The organism is Larkinella insperata (assembly GCF_026248825.1).
Taxonomy (GTDB): Bacteria; Bacteroidota; Bacteroidia; order Cytophagales; family Spirosomataceae; genus Larkinella; species Larkinella insperata.
Genome location: NZ_CP110973.1, coordinates 6,269,050 through 6,285,537, shown reverse-complemented (window position 1 = coordinate 6,285,537; position 16,488 = coordinate 6,269,050). Strand labels below are relative to the sequence as shown.

The 16,488-nt window shown below is 53.4% G+C and carries 11 protein-coding genes; 5 read left to right on the top strand and 6 right to left on the bottom strand.

Annotated elements, in window-relative coordinates; genetic code table 11:
• Positions 1-8: 8 nt before the first annotated feature.
• The gene (locus OQ371_RS25320; protein ID WP_265991254.1) at positions 9-1,133 is read right to left on the bottom strand and encodes a hypothetical protein; all 1,125 of its coding nucleotides are present in this window, start codon (positions 1,131-1,133) and stop codon (positions 9-11) included.
• A 198-nt stretch (positions 1,134-1,331) separates the two neighbouring features.
• Here OQ371_RS25320 and OQ371_RS25315 point away from each other — a divergent pair, with 198 nt between their 5' ends.
• Positions 1,332-2,552 (top strand): MFS transporter, encoded by a 1,221-nt coding sequence (locus tag OQ371_RS25315; protein WP_265991253.1) that lies wholly within the window; start codon positions 1,332-1,334, stop codon positions 2,550-2,552.
• Positions 2,553-2,630: 78 nt separating this feature from the next.
• Here OQ371_RS25315 and OQ371_RS25310 read toward each other — a convergent pair whose 3' ends face one another.
• The 3 genes from OQ371_RS25310 to OQ371_RS25300 all read right to left on the bottom strand — a co-directional run bounded on the left by OQ371_RS25310 (position 2,631) and on the right by OQ371_RS25300 (position 7,386).
• Positions 2,631-4,154 (bottom strand): malate:quinone oxidoreductase, encoded by a 1,524-nt coding sequence (locus OQ371_RS25310; RefSeq protein WP_265991252.1) that lies wholly within the window; start codon positions 4,152-4,154, stop codon positions 2,631-2,633.
• A gap of 228 nt (positions 4,155-4,382) precedes the next feature.
• Positions 4,383-5,486 carry a lipase family protein gene (locus tag OQ371_RS25305; RefSeq protein ID WP_265991251.1) on the bottom strand — a complete coding sequence of 368 codons (1,104 nt, stop codon included), beginning with the start codon at positions 5,484-5,486 and terminating at the stop codon, positions 4,383-4,385.
• 169 nt (positions 5,487-5,655) lie between these two features.
• Complete coding sequence (locus OQ371_RS25300) at positions 5,656-7,386, bottom strand: DUF6909 family protein (RefSeq protein ID WP_265991249.1); 1,731 nt, start codon at positions 7,384-7,386, stop codon at positions 5,656-5,658.
• Between the two features lie 254 nt (positions 7,387-7,640).
• On the opposite strand from OQ371_RS25300, the gene OQ371_RS25295 reads away from it, so the two are divergent.
• From OQ371_RS25295 to OQ371_RS25285, 3 genes are all read left to right on the top strand, one after another.
• Positions 7,641-9,770, top strand: coding sequence for a M3 family metallopeptidase (locus OQ371_RS25295; RefSeq protein WP_374761430.1), 2,130 nt, complete (start codon positions 7,641-7,643; stop codon positions 9,768-9,770).
• A gap of 240 nt (positions 9,771-10,010) precedes the next feature.
• Positions 10,011-13,043 (top strand): glycosyltransferase family 117 protein, encoded by a 3,033-nt coding sequence (locus OQ371_RS25290; protein ID WP_265991248.1) that lies wholly within the window; start codon positions 10,011-10,013, stop codon positions 13,041-13,043.
• A gap of 97 nt (positions 13,044-13,140) precedes the next feature.
• Complete coding sequence (locus OQ371_RS25285) at positions 13,141-13,422, top strand: hypothetical protein (RefSeq protein ID WP_265991246.1); 282 nt, start codon at positions 13,141-13,143, stop codon at positions 13,420-13,422.
• A gap of 50 nt (positions 13,423-13,472) precedes the next feature.
• Here OQ371_RS25285 and dnaJ read toward each other — a convergent pair whose 3' ends face one another.
• Both dnaJ and OQ371_RS25275 read right to left on the bottom strand, forming a co-directional pair.
• Positions 13,473-14,615 carry a molecular chaperone DnaJ gene (dnaJ, locus tag OQ371_RS25280; protein ID WP_265991245.1) on the bottom strand — a complete coding sequence of 381 codons (1,143 nt, stop codon included), beginning with the start codon at positions 14,613-14,615 and terminating at the stop codon, positions 13,473-13,475.
• 81 nt (positions 14,616-14,696) lie between these two features.
• The gene (locus OQ371_RS25275; RefSeq protein WP_265991243.1) at positions 14,697-15,296 is read right to left on the bottom strand and encodes a nucleotide exchange factor GrpE; all 600 of its coding nucleotides are present in this window, start codon (positions 15,294-15,296) and stop codon (positions 14,697-14,699) included.
• A 192-nt stretch (positions 15,297-15,488) separates the two neighbouring features.
• On the opposite strand from OQ371_RS25275, the gene queG reads away from it, so the two are divergent.
• Positions 15,489-16,430 (top strand): tRNA epoxyqueuosine(34) reductase QueG, encoded by a 942-nt coding sequence (gene queG, locus OQ371_RS25270; RefSeq protein ID WP_265991242.1) that lies wholly within the window; start codon positions 15,489-15,491, stop codon positions 16,428-16,430.
• Positions 16,431-16,488: the final 58 nt, after the last annotated feature.

The window sequence follows — 16,488 nt, the reverse complement described above, 5'->3', positions numbered from 1 at the left end:
TAGAGACGCTACTGAACGTGCCGCGAGGCCATCTGGTGTTTGGCCAGCATTTTCTTTAATTCCTCCGACCAGCCGATGTATTTTTCGCCGTCTTTGGTATCGTAGCCGTTTTTGATCAAACCGACGGCTTCGTCGCTGGCCTGATCGGGACGGTCGAGCAGAAAGTTCAGCACCATCAGGTTGTAAAAAGCCGAATACCGCATTTTCTGGTCGCGTTTATCGCTGCCGCTGTACTTGGTTTTCAGCTCCTGAAAATAATCCATAACGGGCTGGATGTCGCGGGCTAACTGATCAATGGGTTGCGTGGCCGTCATCCGCTTCGACAATTCCTTGATGGCTTTGATGGCTTCCTGCTGGATGGGGTATTCGGGGTGGCTTTTCGAGTCCAGGATCCACAGAAACTCGCGCGTTTGGGTGGGTACATACCCGTACCAGCGGTTTGCGTCTTCGTTTACCCGGATCAGGGCGTCGGTGACGTACTTCGCAATCAGATCGGTGCGAATGGTTTGCTGGTTCTGCTCAATGTAACGCCGGGCGTCGGTCAGGCTTTTGTATTCGATGGTCGTGTACGAGAGTTCGTACGGAAAATAACCGCTGGTGATCACGCTTTTGGCCGGATCGGCCGACGAAGCACCCTGCAAAAACCGGTTGTTCTGAAGTTCCTGCGCTTTGGCCTTTTCCCGGCGGCTCAGCGACTTCTCGTCGGTCCGGGCACCGAGAATCTTGTAATTTCCGCTGAAACTGTAGCGCACGGTGATCGTATAATAATCGGTTTTGCTGGTTACTTTACCGTCCTTGTCTTTTTTCTCTTCGGTACGAACTTTCGTTTCGCTCTTTTCGAAGCGGACGTTGCCGAATTCTACGACGATGCCCACCGCCGGGTCGTTCTCAACCCGCTGGAAGCCCGACAAACCAATTTTTTCGTAAATCGACGCTTCTGGGTAAGCTGACGCGACTGAAGGCGAACAAAGCAGCCGAACGCCGAACGTGCGGTTGTCCGGCGGGGTAAATTCCCGGGGCAAAATCAGGTAACCGGCGTCAAAATAAAACCGGTCGAGGTCCACTTTCTGGGCTTGTACGTGGGGGCAAACCGTTAGCAGAACGAAGGCTAGGAGGGCGTAAAACCGTTTCATGTTTCAAAAATACGGGGTGTAGAACCGGAAAGAAGCAGACTATTTATCAACCGTGAAAGATTATGACTGAACTGAGAAAAATGGCGGGCGGGGCGAAAGTTCTGCACCGAGCATTGGACACTTAGGACATTTCCGTTAACTTCAAAGCCGCGATGGAATGCCGCACTCCAGAACTTTCATTAACCACTACGTAACCCAATGAGCCTAAAAACCCGCATTCAGCTCTCCATGATGATGTTCCTCCTGTACTCAGTTTGGGGAGCTTGGTATGGACAGATGAGCAAGTATCTATTCAATCAATTGAACGCAACCGGTGATCAGGTCGGGAATGCCTACACGGCTTTCTCGCTGGCGATGCTGGTGGCGCCGTTTTTCGTCGGTCTGATTGCCGACCGGTATTTTGCCGCCCAGAAAGTGCTGGGCGTTTTGAACCTGGCCGGAGCGGCCATCTTGTTTTTCCTGATTCGTGAAAACAACGCGGATCAGTTTTTCTGGCTGATTCTGGCTTACTGCCTCACCTTTGCGCCTTCCATGTCGCTGACGACCTCCATCGCGATGCAGCACATGAGCAATCCGGAAAAAGAATTTCCGGGCATTCGGGTGCTGGGAACGGTGGCCTGGATTGTGATCACCAACATCGTTGGTTTTCTGAACATCGGCGGGGAGTCGACCATCTTTCAGATCGCCATGTACATCGCGCTGTTTTTCGGCCTTTTTGCTTTTACCCTGCCCGACACGCCTCCGAAACCAACCGCCAATGCTACGGTAGGCCAGATTCTGGGCGTCGATGCCTTTAAACTGCTGAAAGACCGTTCGTTCGCGATTTTCTTCGTCTCCTCGGTCCTGATCTGTATTCCGCTGTCGTTTTACTACGCCATGGCCAACCCGTCGCTGACCGATTCGGGCATGACCAACGTGGAAAATAAAATGTCGCTGGGGCAGGCTTCCGAATTTTTCTTTATGCTGATGATTCCGCTGGCCTTCAAACGGTTGGGTGTCAAATACATGCTGGTGGTCGGGCTGGTAGCCTGGATTATCCGCTTCCTGATGTTTGGTTACGGCGACGCCAACACGAGCGAATGGATGCTGTACATCGCCATCATCCTGCACGGGGTGTGCTACGATTTTTTCTTTGTGACGGGCCAGATTTATACCGACAACAAAGCCGGTGAGCGCATTAAATCGTCGGCGCAGGGGCTGATCACGCTGGCGACCTACGGGATCGGGATGGGTATCGGTTCCAAGCTGTCCGGGATTGTCGCCGACATCTATACGGTCAACGGCAAAGTAAACTGGACGTCGGTCTGGCTGGTGCCGGCCGGGATTGCCGCCGTGGTGCTCGTGCTGTTTATCCTCATGTTCAACGACCGCAAAAAGCCGGTTCCCGCCCAGGATGAGCTGGTGACGGGACCCCTATAAGCCGGGTTTGCCAAGAACGAAAAAGGACACCGCTGGCGGTGTCCTTTTTCGTTTTCGAATATAAGCTAAGTGAATAACCTAATCAGTTGTGTAAACCGCAACATCCAGGCCAAGCACCTCGCTCGTCGACCGGCGGATTTCTTCGGTCAGTGTCGGATCTTTCGCCAGTGATTTTCCGTGCGACGGGATCATCTGTTTTAATTTTGCCTGCCATTCCTCGGACGCCATTTGCTCTTTGAAGCAACGATCCATCAATTCGAGCATGATGGAAACGGCCGTTGATGCGCCCGGCGATGCACCCAGCAGGGCCGCAATGCTGCCGTCGGCGGCACTCACAACCTCCGTACCGAATTCGAGCACTCCGCCTTCTTCTTCATCTTTCTTGATCACCTGGACGCGCTGGCCGGCAATTTCCAGATCCCAGTCTTCCATTTTCGCATTCGGGAAGTATTCACGCAGGGCCGCCATCCGATCTTCCGGCGATTGCATTACCTGCTCAATCAGGTATTTTGTCAGCGGAATGTTGTGCAGACCCGCCATCAGCATCGGTGCCAGGTTCGCCATCTGAATGGATTTGGGAAGATCCATGTAGGAACCGTGTTTCAGGAATTTAGTTGAGAAACCGGCATAAGGTCCGAACAGCAGCTCTTTCTGGTCACCAATCATGCGGGTGTCGAGGTGCGGTACCGACATCGGGGGTGCACCCACCGAAGCTTTCCCGTATACTTTGGCCGCGTGCCGTTCCACGATGTCGCGGTTGGTGCATTTGAGCCACTGGCCACTCACCGGAAAACCGCCGTAGCCCCGGCTTTCGGGAATATCCGATTTTTCGAGCAGCCGCAGCGAACCGCCCCCCGCTCCAATGAACACAAACTTGGTGTGTACATCCCGAACGTGGCCGGTAGTAACGTTTTCCACCCGAACTTTCCACCCACCCAGGCTTTTCGACCGCCACAGATCGCGGACGTCGTGGGCAAAATTGATCTTCACGCCCTTCATGTTGTAGAGCCGGTAGAACATGGCGCGGGTCAGAGCGCCAAAGTTGACGTCGGTGCCGATATCCATGCGGGTCGCGGCCACTTTTTCGTCGTTCTTCCGGCCTTCCATCACCAGCGGAATCCACTTTTCGAGCTGGGCCGGATCTTCCGAATACTGCATTCCGTGGAAGAGGTGGCTCTTCTGGAGGGCTTCGTAGCGTTTGCGCAGGTATTCGACATTCTTATCACCCCAGACAAAACTCATGTGCGGAATGGCCCGGATGAAATCGGGAGCATCCTGCAAAAAATTCTGCTGGATCAGGTACGCCCAGAACTGTTTGGAAACCTCAAATGACTCGGCAATCTTGACCGCTTTTTTGGTTTCGATGCTTCCGTCGGGAAGTTCGGGCGTGTAGTTCAGTTCACAGAAAGCCGAGTGACCGGTGCCGGCATTGTTCCAGGCATCGGAGCTTTCGGCGGCTGCCCCGTCGAGTCGCTCAAAAATTTCGATGGTCAGGTCGGGTTGCAGTTCTTTCAACAGAACGCCGAGGGTGGCGCTCATGATACCAGCCCCGATCAGAACGACGTCGGGAGTACTGGATACGACTTTATTGCGCTTTGGCATGGGAAGACGTTGGCAATGGTTATTTCTTGGAAAAATTACAAAATCCAGTGTAAAGTTGTTCCAAAAAATTAGTATAGATGGCAAAGTCTTCGATAAATCAAAGAAGTTCGCGGATTTGTGGAAACGGTAAATTAAGCAACCGTCCGTTCGGGGTTTTCAGTAACGGTCGGTTGCAACGTTTGACGGCCAAATGGGTACGATCCGTTGATGCTGCTTTAAGCGTCCGTTTTACGGGCTCAGCTTGTCCAGCAGGTACAAATAAGGTTTGTGAAAGTGATGAACAAAAACGGTCTTGGGGTCGTCGGGAAAGAGGCCGAAGTACGCTGCATCGGCCAGCAGGACGACGGTCGCGCCGGTTCTGACGTAATCATTACTGCGGTAATAATCAGGCGGTACGAAATCTTTGAGGCTTTTCCGGACAATACCGGATGTCATCTTCCCCAGGTATTTTTCGTAGTTCTTCTGAGCCTTGCGGGTGGGGCGATTCAGTTTGTTAAAGACGTGATTCAGGGCAATTCGCTGCCAGAATTTCTGCTTTTTAATAATAGCCTTCGCATTAACGAACGGATTGGTATCGTTGTAATCGTTCATCGTCTGGATGGACATGGGTGTTTGGGGGACCCAGTCGGCCGAGTTGACCACGTTGAACGCCCAGCCATTCTGCGTCATGGCTTCATACTCGTAGGCATAGTACAGATTGCCCGGTTTAGGCCCCGCGCTGCAGTACGTTTTGAAACGTATATCGGCCGGAATTACCTTCTGTTTCTGTAAATTGTACAGGTGGGAGGTCAGTAAAAAACTGATCGCACCGCCCTGGCTGTGGCCAACAATAAGCATGTTTCTGATGCCGGCTTTGTAGCAGGAATCAATTTTGGGAAGAATGTCTTTGGATAAATACGCCGTTCCGAGCAACCAGCCCACGTGTACGGCGGCTTTCGGGTTGGCGGCCAGTTCGTACTTGAACACGTCCTTTTCCGTCAGCTTCAACTCGCCCTTTGCTGGAACCATGGCCGCGTAGAAGTTCCCAATCCAGCTCTCCGGTTTGTCCGTTGTGCCCCGGATGCTGATAACGGCGGTGGTTTGGTTGTCGGTCCACAAATCCCAGAGGTTGTCAAGGCCCATAACGGACGAGCGATACACCCGTTTGAAGTGTTTGGGTTCGGGAATATCGCCATAATAAGTGGGCGCTATGGCCCCCGTCCGGGCCGATACGTACATCAGTTGCTGGTATTCTGCCTTATCAAAACCGGGTTTTAAAGACTGACAAAACGCTTGGCTGGCGAGCAGAAGGGCCATCGAGAAAGCCCATAAACAAATCCGGTTTGTTGTCATCTGATTTGGTTGTTAACAAGCTCCGAAGGCGTCCCGCTTTCCGCACGAAAGCGGGACCGTTTCAGGTTTATTTCCGCTAAGATAGAAGTATTTGTGAGAAAATAAGTTGGGCCAAAACCGGGCTGCACGGAAGCGTTCAAACGAGCTATGACGAAGGCCGTGCAGGGGTTCAGGAGGGCGGGCTTGGGGGCGTCTCTCCGCTTTTTCCCAGAATCTTTTCCAGACACTTTAACGTGATCAGGTATGTCGGTTTTACGCCCAGCGTACCCAGACTACCGGATGCCAGCGTCGCGCCGGTGAGCAGCGGATTGTCGGAGGCATAATAGGCATACCGGATCTTGATGTCGGGCTGGACGCTGCCCCGGATTTTGGCGTGCGACTGGATGGCTTTCTGGTAATGCGCACCTTCCATTTCCAGCCCTACGGCGTTCCAGGAGGAGTTTTTGAAATACGACAGAATGTCTTTGTTCTGGAGGGACGTTCCCAGCACCGTAATCATGGCTCCTTCGTAAACATCGATGCCGAAACCGTCAAAATCGGCTTTGGTGAAGTCGTTGTCCAGCGGGTAATTGTCGGCCGTGCCTTCAAAAATATGCGAATTTGGGATCATCAGGTCGCCTTTATCGCCGGTCAGGATACCGGCTTTGCCCATGATCGAGATGGAGGCCACATTCAGCGCGTAGGGGTTGTCGCCGTCGTAGGGCTTCAGCAGTTCGTCCATGGTTTCGAAGGCCTGTTCGCCAAAGGCATAGTCCATCACCAGCAGAAGCGGCTGGGTGGATTTGATGAGTTTCGGATCGTGCGCCAATTCTTTCGACAGGTGTTTGGCGTCGAGCCGGGCCGTGTCGATCAGCTGGACGAGCAGGTTGGTGCCGCCCGGGTCCTCCAGTTCGTGCAAGCCGTGGGCGCTGGAGTAGTCGGTAACCTGCTGGCGGAGTTCCTGCTGAGCGGGCTGGCTGAGTTTGTAGGCCAGGTCAAACAGGTTGTCCCAGGAGGTGGATTCGGACAGGGCCGCCGGAGCGTAGAGGCAGTTGACGACGCTGTGCGGGTTGGCGCTGATGATGTGAATGGGGCGGGATTGCCAGCCGTTTTCCAGAATAAACTGCTTGATTCGGTTGGCCCACCGTTCGCCGTACAGGTGCTGCCCGACACGATCGCGCAGCATCGGGGTGAAATTGATTTCGCGGTCGACGTTCTTCTCCTGAATTTCCCGCACCGACGTCCGGCCCAATCCGTACACGATCTGGAACAGACCGCTGTTGGTGCCCGCGTTTTCGGCAAACCGGTAGAAAGCCTGCTGGGTTTCCTCGAACGTCCGGCCCAGAATCGAACTCAGGTACATCAGGGCCAGTTCGCGTTCCTCTTCCTTCACCGTGCCGCCCGACTGGATGATGGCTTCGAGCTTTTCCCATTCCCGGAGTTTGTTGCCGCGTTCCAGAAAAACGTTTTGCCGGATTTTGTCGGCTTCCATGAACATAAACGTCAGGTGCGTCAGGATGTCGTAAATCTCGGAGCGGCCATTTGTGACTTCAATCACCATTTGTTCCTGATCGACCCGGTAACAGTTCCGACGGCGTTTGGCGGGCACCAGCACCGGAAACCGCGAATGCTCAAACCCTTCGCGCGATACCAGCGTAATGACCCGGCAGGCTTCGATGCCTTTCGGCAGGCGGTCCATGACGTAAACCAGGCCGTCGAGTTCAACCCGCTGCGGATCGTTGACCGAGCCGTAAATTTCGGGCCGGAGCGTCAGCAGCGCCTGCCGGATTTCTTCGCCCGATACGCCCGACGGTTTGTAAAACCCCCGGTTGAACAGGTGACGCATGGTGATGTAAAGCCGTTCGATGGCCAGGCGGGACTCCTGGGCGCGGGTCAGTGGGGGCGAAAAATCGGTGTGCATGGGAATCAGTAAAAATTACGCGCAAGATACAGCATCCCGGCGGACTCCTCTACGACGGTGTTTGATTTAACGTTCCGTTCATGGTGGGGTGTCGGGTCGTACCAGAAAACCTAAACGTTGAACGACGGGATGTGTTCGGTAAAGGCTGAAAAACTGATTGCCAGTAGCCTGGCCTAATTTCCACCCATCGGAAGCGGGTTTCTGCATTTTCTCTTATTTTTGTAAACTGCGGGAAACCCTATGAGCAAACTAAAATGTTTACACTTCGACAAATGACCCACACGGCTGTGCTGCTGGCGGCTCTAAGCCCGGCGCTACACGCCCAGCCCTCTCCAGAAAAAGCAAAAATGAGTGTTAATCCGTTATTGCAACCGTTCAAGACACCGCACGAAACGGTGCCTTTTGACCAGATTAAGAATGAGTATTACCTGCCGGCTCTGAAAGAAGCCATGACGATGGGCCGTCAGGAAATTGATGCCATCGCTACCAATTCAGCTGCGCCCACGTTTGAAAATACCGTTGTGGCCCTCGAACGCGCCGGACAGATGGTGAGCCGGGTGTCGTCGGTGATGTTTAACCTCAACGGTGCCGAAACCAGCCCCGAGTTGCAGAAAATCGTCCGGGAAGCGTCGCCTTTGCTGACGGAATACGGCAACGACATTACGCTGAATGAACAGCTTTTCAAGCGCATCAAAACCGTCTACGACCAGCGGGCCAAATTGAAACTGGACGGTGAAGACCGGATGCTGCTCGAAAAAACATACAAGAGCTTTGCCCGCAACGGGGCGAATCTGAAAGCCGCCGACAAAGAGAAATTCCGGACCATCAACAAGGAACTGTCGCAGGCGTCGTTGCAGTTTGGCGAGAACGTGCTGAACGAGACGAACGAATACACGCTGGAAATTACGGACGAAAAAGATCTGGCTGGTCTGCCGGAATTTGCCCGGGAAGCCGCCAAAGCCACGGCCAAGCAAAAAGGCAAAACCGGCTGGGTATTTACGCTGCAAGCCCCGAGCTACCAGCCGTTTATGACCTATGCCGACAACCGTGACCTGCGGAAAAAGCTCTTCATCGCGTACAACTCGCGCGGTTTCCACAGCGATAAAAACGACAACCAGCAACTGATCGGCAGAATGGTGCAACTGCGCTACGACCGCGCCAAACTGCTGGGCTATAAAACCCACGCCGACTTCATTCTGGAAGAAAGCATGGCCGGTTCGCCGGAGAAGGTGAAGCAATTTTTAAGTGAGCTCGCGGGCTACGCCAAACCCGTTGCCGAAAAGCAGCTGGCCGAACTGACCCGGTACGCCAAAGAAAACGGCTTCAAAGACGAACGACTTGAGCGCTGGGATTTTGGGTACTATTCCGAAAAACTAAAAAAAGAAAAATACGCCCTGGACGACGAAATCCTGAAACCGTATTTCAAGCTGGAAAACGTAATCGAGGGCGTTTTCACGATTGCCAACAAACTCTACGGGCTGACCTTCAAAGAACGGAAAGACATTCCCGTTTACAATCCGGAGGTGAAAACCTACGATGTGTTCGATCAGGACGGTAAATTTCTGGCGGTTTTTTACGGAGATTACTTCCCGCGGGAAGGCAAGCGCAGCGGGGCCTGGATGAATGACATTCAGGGCCAGAAAATGGAAAACGGCGTGAATGTTCGTCCGCACGTGGTCAATGTCTGCAACTTCACGCGCCCGACGGAAACGAAGCCGTCGCTGCTGACGTTCAACGAAGTAACCACGCTCTTCCACGAATTTGGACACGGTCTGCACGGCATCCTGGCCAACGGCAAATACGAAAGCCTGTCGGGCACGAGCGTATACCGTGATTTTGTAGAGCTGCCCTCGCAAGTGATGGAAAACTGGTGCTACGACCCGGAAGCCCTGAAACTGTTTGCCAAGCACTACGAGACGGGCGAAGTGATTCCAAACGACTTGATCGAAAAAATCCGCGCCAGCCAAAATTTCATGGCCGGAATGGCAAACCTGACGCAGCTGCGGTACGGTCTGGTGGATATGTACTGGCACGGCAACGCGCCCAAAGGAGAGACGGTTGAGCAGGTAGAGTCGCACGTGGATTCGCTGGTGAACCTGTTCCCGCGAGTACCCGGTACGGCGTTTAGCCCGGCGTTCTCGCACATCTTCGCGGGTGGTTACTCGGCGGGTTATTACAGTTACAAATGGTCGGAAGTGCTGGATGCCGATGCATTCGAATTCTTCAGGGAGAAAGGACTTTCAAACCGCGAGGCCGCTGATAAATTCCGCAAGAACGTGCTGGAAAAAGGCGGTACGGAAAAACCGATGGAGCTTTACAAGAAGTTTCGGGGCCGTGAGCCGTCTCCCCAGGCGATGCTGCGCCGGAGCGGATTAACGCTTTGAGGAGCTAATTGAGATAGCCTGAAGGGTTGTTTTGCGGAGTTGAGCGGAGATAAAAGGAGTGAAGCGGAGCCTCTGCTTACCTCTGATCTACTCCGCTCAACTCCGCAAAACAACCCTTTTTTAGTGCGTTTCCGAAGCTCTTCAGGCCGCTTTAACAAACTTTAACGACAAAAACCGGCGTTAAGCGGGGTTTATTTTCGTAATTTTGGAGAAATTATTTCGGCTTAAGGCTGTTACCCAATGCAAACCTTCAAAGGAACGGAATCCAACGTTATTTCCGGGACGCCCTTACCAGCGTCTCAGTCTTCGTATAAACGCCTGAACAACATCGTTGGGTGGGTGCTTTTTGCTATTGCCTTGTTTACGTACACGGCAACGGTTGAGCGGACAGCCAGCTTCTGGGATTGTGGTGAATTCATTGCCTGTGCGTATAAACTTCAGGTGCCCCACCCGCCGGGAGCGCCGTTCTTCCTGCTTCTGGGGCGGCTTTTCTCCCTGCTGGCGCTGGGCGACGTCACCCAGGTGGCCTACTGGGTGAATATCATGTCGGTGCTGGCGAGTGCCTTTTCCATCCTGTTTCTGTTCTGGACCATTACCATGCTGGCCCGCAAACTGCTCAACAAACAGTTTGGAGAGCTGACGCAGACCGAAACCTGGACCGTGCTGGGCGCGGGTGCCGTGGGCGCGCTGTCGTATACATTTTCGGACACGTTCTGGTTCTCGGCGGTTGAAGCCGAGGTATACGGAATGTCGTCGTTTTTTACGGCCATTGTGGTTTGGGCGGCATTCCGCTGGGAGCTGATCGAAGATGAAGCTGCCGGTAATCGCTGGCTGATTTTCATCGCCTACCTGATCGGTCTTTCCATCGGCGTTCACTTGCTGAACCTGGTGACGCTGCCCGCGATGGCCCTGATCTACTACTTCAAGAAAACGCAGAAGGTGTCGCTCTGGGGCGGTGTGGCCGCTTTCGGTGTCGGGATGGTTATTCTGGGTATCATTAACTCGGGTATTATTCCGGGCTTGCCATCGGCCGCTTTCGCCGTCGAACGGTTTTTTGTGAATAACCTCGGGATGCCCTACACAACGGGGATTTACATCTTCGCAGCTATTTTTCTTGGCGCGCTGATCTACGGAATCATCTGGTCGGCCCGCAAAAACAGCCCGGTGCTGAATACCGCCCTGCTGGGGCTGGCGTTCGTGCTGATCGGGTACGCATCGTACATTCAGGTCCTGATCCGGTCGGATTTCAACACACCGATCAACGAAAACAACCCGAGCGATGTAATCAATTTTGTGTCGTACCTGAAACGCGAACAATACGGCAGCCGCTCGCTGTCTTACGGTCCGCTGTTCTTTTCCCGGCCCGTCGATCAGAAAAAAGGGTCTCCGCAGTACGAGAAACGCGATGGCAAATATGTAGTATTCGACTACATGCCGGAGTACGTCTACGACAGCGATAAGCAAATGCTGTTTCCCCGGATTTACAGCAACCAGCCCGGCCACCCGCAGCTTTATTCGCAGATGCTGAACATTCCGCTCGATCAGTCGGGGCAACCCACGCGGAAAGTGACCATGGGCGACAACCTGCAGTTTTTCTTCCAGTATCAGCTGGGTCATATGTACTGGCGGTATCTGATGTGGAATTTTGCCGGGCGGGCGGGCGATCAGGAAGGCTCCGGTTACCTGCTGCCCTGGACGAGTGATCAGGGCGTTCCGGATCTGATTAAAAACAACAAGGCGCGCGATAATTTCTACATGCTGCCGTTCCTGCTGGGCTTGTTTGGGATCGTTATTCAGTATTTCCGGCGCTCGAGGGACCTGCTGATTGTCGGGCTGCTATTTTTCTTCACCGGTATTGCCCTGCAAATCTTCCTGAATTCCCCGCCCTCCGAACCCCGCGAACGGGATTACATCTACGTTGGGTCGTTCTACTTCTTCGCGATCTGGATTGGGCTCGGGGTCGTGGCACTGATCGATGGCGTATCCGCGTATTTGAAAAACGAGAAGCTGCGCGTCGGGCTGGTGTCCGGGTTGTGTCTGCTGGTGCCGGTGATGATGGGAGCCAAGAGCTGGGACAACCACGACCGCTCCAACCGCTACCATTCCGTTGATTTTGCCAAAAACCTGCTGAATTCCTGCGCCCCGAACGCCATCCTGTTTGTCGGCGGTGACAACGATACGTTCCCGTTGTGGTATGTCCAGGAAGTGGAAGGCTTCCGGACCGACGTACGGGTGTGTAACCTGAGTCTGCTCGGAACGGAATGGTACATTCAGCAAATGAAGCGCAAGACGTACGAGTCGGAAGCGCTGCCCATTTCGCTGGAGTTTGCCCAGTTCAACAAGGGCAAAAACGACGTGATTCCGTTCTACGAAATCCCGGCCGTGAAGAACGGTATCAATCTAAAAGAATACATCGGGCTGATCAAACAGAATAATCCGGCTATCCAGGTACCGCTGACGACCGGCGAAATGACCAACATTCTGCCGTCGACGACCTTCTTCCTGCCCGTTGATAAAGCGGCTGTGCAGAAGCAGGGTTTTGTATCGCCCAAGTTTCAGCCGATGCTGAAAGACACGCTGGTCTGGAATTTCGGCAAGCAGGATATTTACAAGCCCGACCTGATCATGCTGGATATCATCGCGACCAACAACTGGCAGCGGCCCGTTTACTTCTCGACCACGCTGGGGCAGTCGAACTACCTGAACCTGAAAGATCACATGCAACTGGAAGGATACGCCTACCGGTTGCTGCCGGTGCAGGTTCCGGGGGCGTCAGACGGCTTTGTGAATACGGATGTCATGTACAAAACCATGATGACGAAAACCTTCTGGCGGGAAATGAACAACCCCAATTCGTACTACGATGATACGTACCGCGGCTCGCCGGTGGTGTCGGCCCGGATTGCGTTCCTGCGGCTGGCCGATCAGTTGATGCGGGAGGGTAAAAACGCCCAGGCGAAGGAAGCACTGCACCGTTCGTTGGAGGTAATTCCGGACAAGAGCATTCCGTACGACCAGATTTCGACCAATTACATTCAGATTCTGCTGACCGTCGGTGACGTTAAAACCGCTCAGGAAATGGCTGATGTGATTGCGACGCGGGCCGACCAGAGCCTGACTTACATCAAACAAACCGGTGGGGGCGGCAACGACGCCAACTTCGATATGTATAACCTGCAAACCATTGTGAATGCGTTCCGGGAAACAAAGCAGGAGGCTCTGGCGAAGAAATACGAAGCCATCTTCCAGAAACACCTGAATGCGTTAGGATGATCGTCAATGCGTCAGCCAGTCAACGGCTTTCGTTGACTGGCTGACGATAAGTTGGTAGCGTGCAAGTAGAGTTCGGGAAACTTTAAACAACCTTGCCATGATAACGACGCTGTGTTATTTGCTACTAAGTGTCGGCGCACCAGCCGACACCCTGCGTTTGCCGAAAAATTTGCCGGAGCTTCCGAAAAGACCTGAGGAGCAGCGAGTGGATGTCATGCCCAACGCCAAGCCTTCGCTTAAGCCCAACATGCCCGTTCATCAGCACGACGAAAGCCGAACCATACCGATGCCCAACTCGGGCACCCGTTTGCATTCATTTCAGGTACCGCAGGGAAAAGAGGAACCTCTGGACTCCATCCGGAAGAAGAACAGGCCCTAAAACGAATCAGCCCGACCAATTGGCCGGGCTGATTCGTTTTTAATCCCTTATCAGTGGAAGAAGTCTTTCATTTTATCGAAGAATCCCTTCTCATTTTTTCCGGGTTTGGGCTGAAAGTTGGGGGAGTTTCGCAGCCGTTCGAGCATATGACGCTCCTCGGAATTAAGCGTTTTGGGCGTCCAGATGTTGATGTGGATGAGTTGATCACCCCGGCCGTAGCCGTTCAATTCCTTGATGCCTTTGCCTTTTAACCGGAGAATCTTGCCCCCCTGCGTACCGGGTTCGAGTGTAATCCGCGCCCGGCCATCAATGGTCGGCACTTCGACGGACGTTCCCAAAGCCGCATCGACAAAGTTGATGTGCAGGTCATAAACGACGTTGTTCCCGTCGCGCTTCAGGTTATCGTCTTCCTCTTCTTCAATGACAATCAGCAGATCGCCGGCCACACCCCCGCGCGGAGGAACGTTTCCTTTGCCCGTTACGGAGAGCTGAATGCCTTCGGCAACCCCCGCCGGAATTTTGATCGGAATAACGTCTTCCTGCAACAAACGGCCTTCCCCGAAGCAGACATCGCAGCGTTCGGTGACCATTTTGCCTTCGCCGTTACAGGTCGGACAGGTGCTGGTAGAAACCATCTGGCCCAGCATGGTATTAACCACTTTCCGGACCTGGCCCGTGCCGTTACAGCTGTTACAGGTTGTTACCGCCGTACCGTTTTTAGAGCCGTTGCCGCCACAGGTCGTACAGGCCACGTGCCGCTTTACTTTGATTTTCTTTTCAACCCCGTTGGCCACTTCCTGCAGGTTCAGCTTCAGTTTGATCCGCAGATCCGACCCACGCCGAACGCGCCGACCCTGTTGCTGACCAGCCCGGCCAAAGAAACTGCCAAACGGGCTTTCGTCGCCGAAAATATCGCCAAACTGCGAGAAAATATCGTCCATTGACGGACCACCTCCCGCTGCACCTCCCATGCCCGCGTGGCCGAACTGATCGTAGCGGGCTTTTTTCTGCGCATCGCTCAGAACGTCGTAGGCTTCGGCGGCTTCCTTGAATTTATCTTCGGCGCTGGGGTCGTCCGGGTTTTTATCGGGGTGGTATTTGATCGCCATTTTCCGGTACGCCTTCTTGATGTCGTCCGGCGAAGCGTTCTTGTCGACCCCTAATACTTCGTAATAATCTCGTTTCGTAGCCATGTATAAGTTGGTTGAAAAAACGATTAGACCGAACGATTTGGAGGAGGCCAGTCGTTCAGTCTAATCGTCAGTATCGCATCGTTAGGAGCCCAGAATTACTTTCGCAAACCGAATCACTTTGTCGTTCAGGAAATACCCTTTCTCGGTTTCGTCGATCACTTTTCCCTTCAGGTCTTCGCTGGGTGCGGGAAACTGGGTGATGGCTTCGTGCAAATCCGGGTTAAAAACCTGGCCGACTGATTCCATCGATTTGACTCCTTTGGATTCCAGAACTTTATAGAATTTATTATAGATCAACTGGACGCCTTCTTTCAGGGCATTGGCGTCCGACGTGCTGTCGGCCGATTTCAGAGCCCGCTCGAAGTCGTCCAGCACCGGCAGCAACTTCACCAGCAGTCCTTCGTTCGCGTTCGAAATCAGGTCTACTTTTTCTTTGGCGGTCCGCCGGCGGAAATTTTCAAAATCGGCGTAAAGCCGCAGGTATTTATCTTTTAAATCAGTCAGTTCACCACTTACTTTATCAGATTCAGAAACTACACCCTGAGCTTCAGTGGCTTCCGCTGCGGGGTCTTCCGACGTATTGTCAGCCACGGGGGAATCGGTTGTAGGTTCGTTGACGGTATTGTCAGGTTGCTGCACGTTTTCCTGTTCTTCGGTGTTCAAAGTTTCCTTATTTTCCATACGCTTGGTTGTATTTCGTCGCCACCACATAGTGATTTAAAAAAAAAGCAAATTAACTGCCAATTTTCAGAATACTGACAAGATGACATTTTTATTCGCCAAACCCGGCGATTACTTTGCCACTAACAAGGAACGTGTCACGTTCGGTTCGGGTTTATAGGAAAAATGCGACGGGCTGTTTAGGACAGAATTATGGTTGAAGTGATCAAAAAACATACCCAATTCATCAAGGCCAAAGCCGCCGAACTGGGCTTCGATTTCTGCGGGGTTTCCAAAGCCGAATTTCTGGAAGAGGAAGCACCCCGGCTGGAAGCGTGGCTCCGGCAGAATCGGCACGGGCAGATGGGGTACATGGGCAATCATTTCGACAAACGGCTTGATCCTCGTCTGCTGGTGGAGGGAGCCAAATCGGTGGTCACGGTTCTGCTGAATTATTACCCCGAGAAAACCATCGCCCGGGAGGGTGACGGCTACAAGATTTCAAAATACGCGTACGGCACGGATTATCACTTTGTTATCAAGGATAAATTAAAAGAGTTGCTGGCGGCTGTTCAGGCGGAAATCGGAGAGGTGGACGGCCGGGTTTTTGTCGATTCGGCCCCGGTGATGGACAAGGTTTGGGCCAAACGCAGCGGTCTGGGCTGGGTCGGTAAACACACCAACGTGATTACCCGGGAGATGGGCAGCTTCGTTTTTATTGGCGAAATGATTCTGGACCTGGAGCTGGAAGCCGATGGACCAATGGCCGACTACTGCGGCACCTGCACCCGTTGCGTGGATGCCTGCCCAACCGACGCCATCACGGAACCGTACGTGGTGGACGGCAGCAAATGCATTTCGTACTTCACTATCGAACTCAAAGACGCCATTCCGGACGAAGTAAAAGGCAAGTTTGAAAACTGGATTTTCGGCTGCGACATTTGCCAGGATGTGTGCCCCTGGAACCGGTTTGCCCGCCCGCACCGCACCCCGGCTTTCGACCCGAATCCGGCCCTTCAGGAGCTGAGCAAGAGTGATTGGGAAGAAATTACGCAGGAGGTTTTCGGGGAAATTTTCCGGCGGTCGGCCGTGAAGCGAACGAAGCTGGAAGGGCTGAAGCGCAACATCACTTTCGTTAAGATGGAAGGTCCGTAGGGCGTCTCAACCGGCCAAATCCGGTATCCTTACCGCAAACACACCACCACCCTTGCAG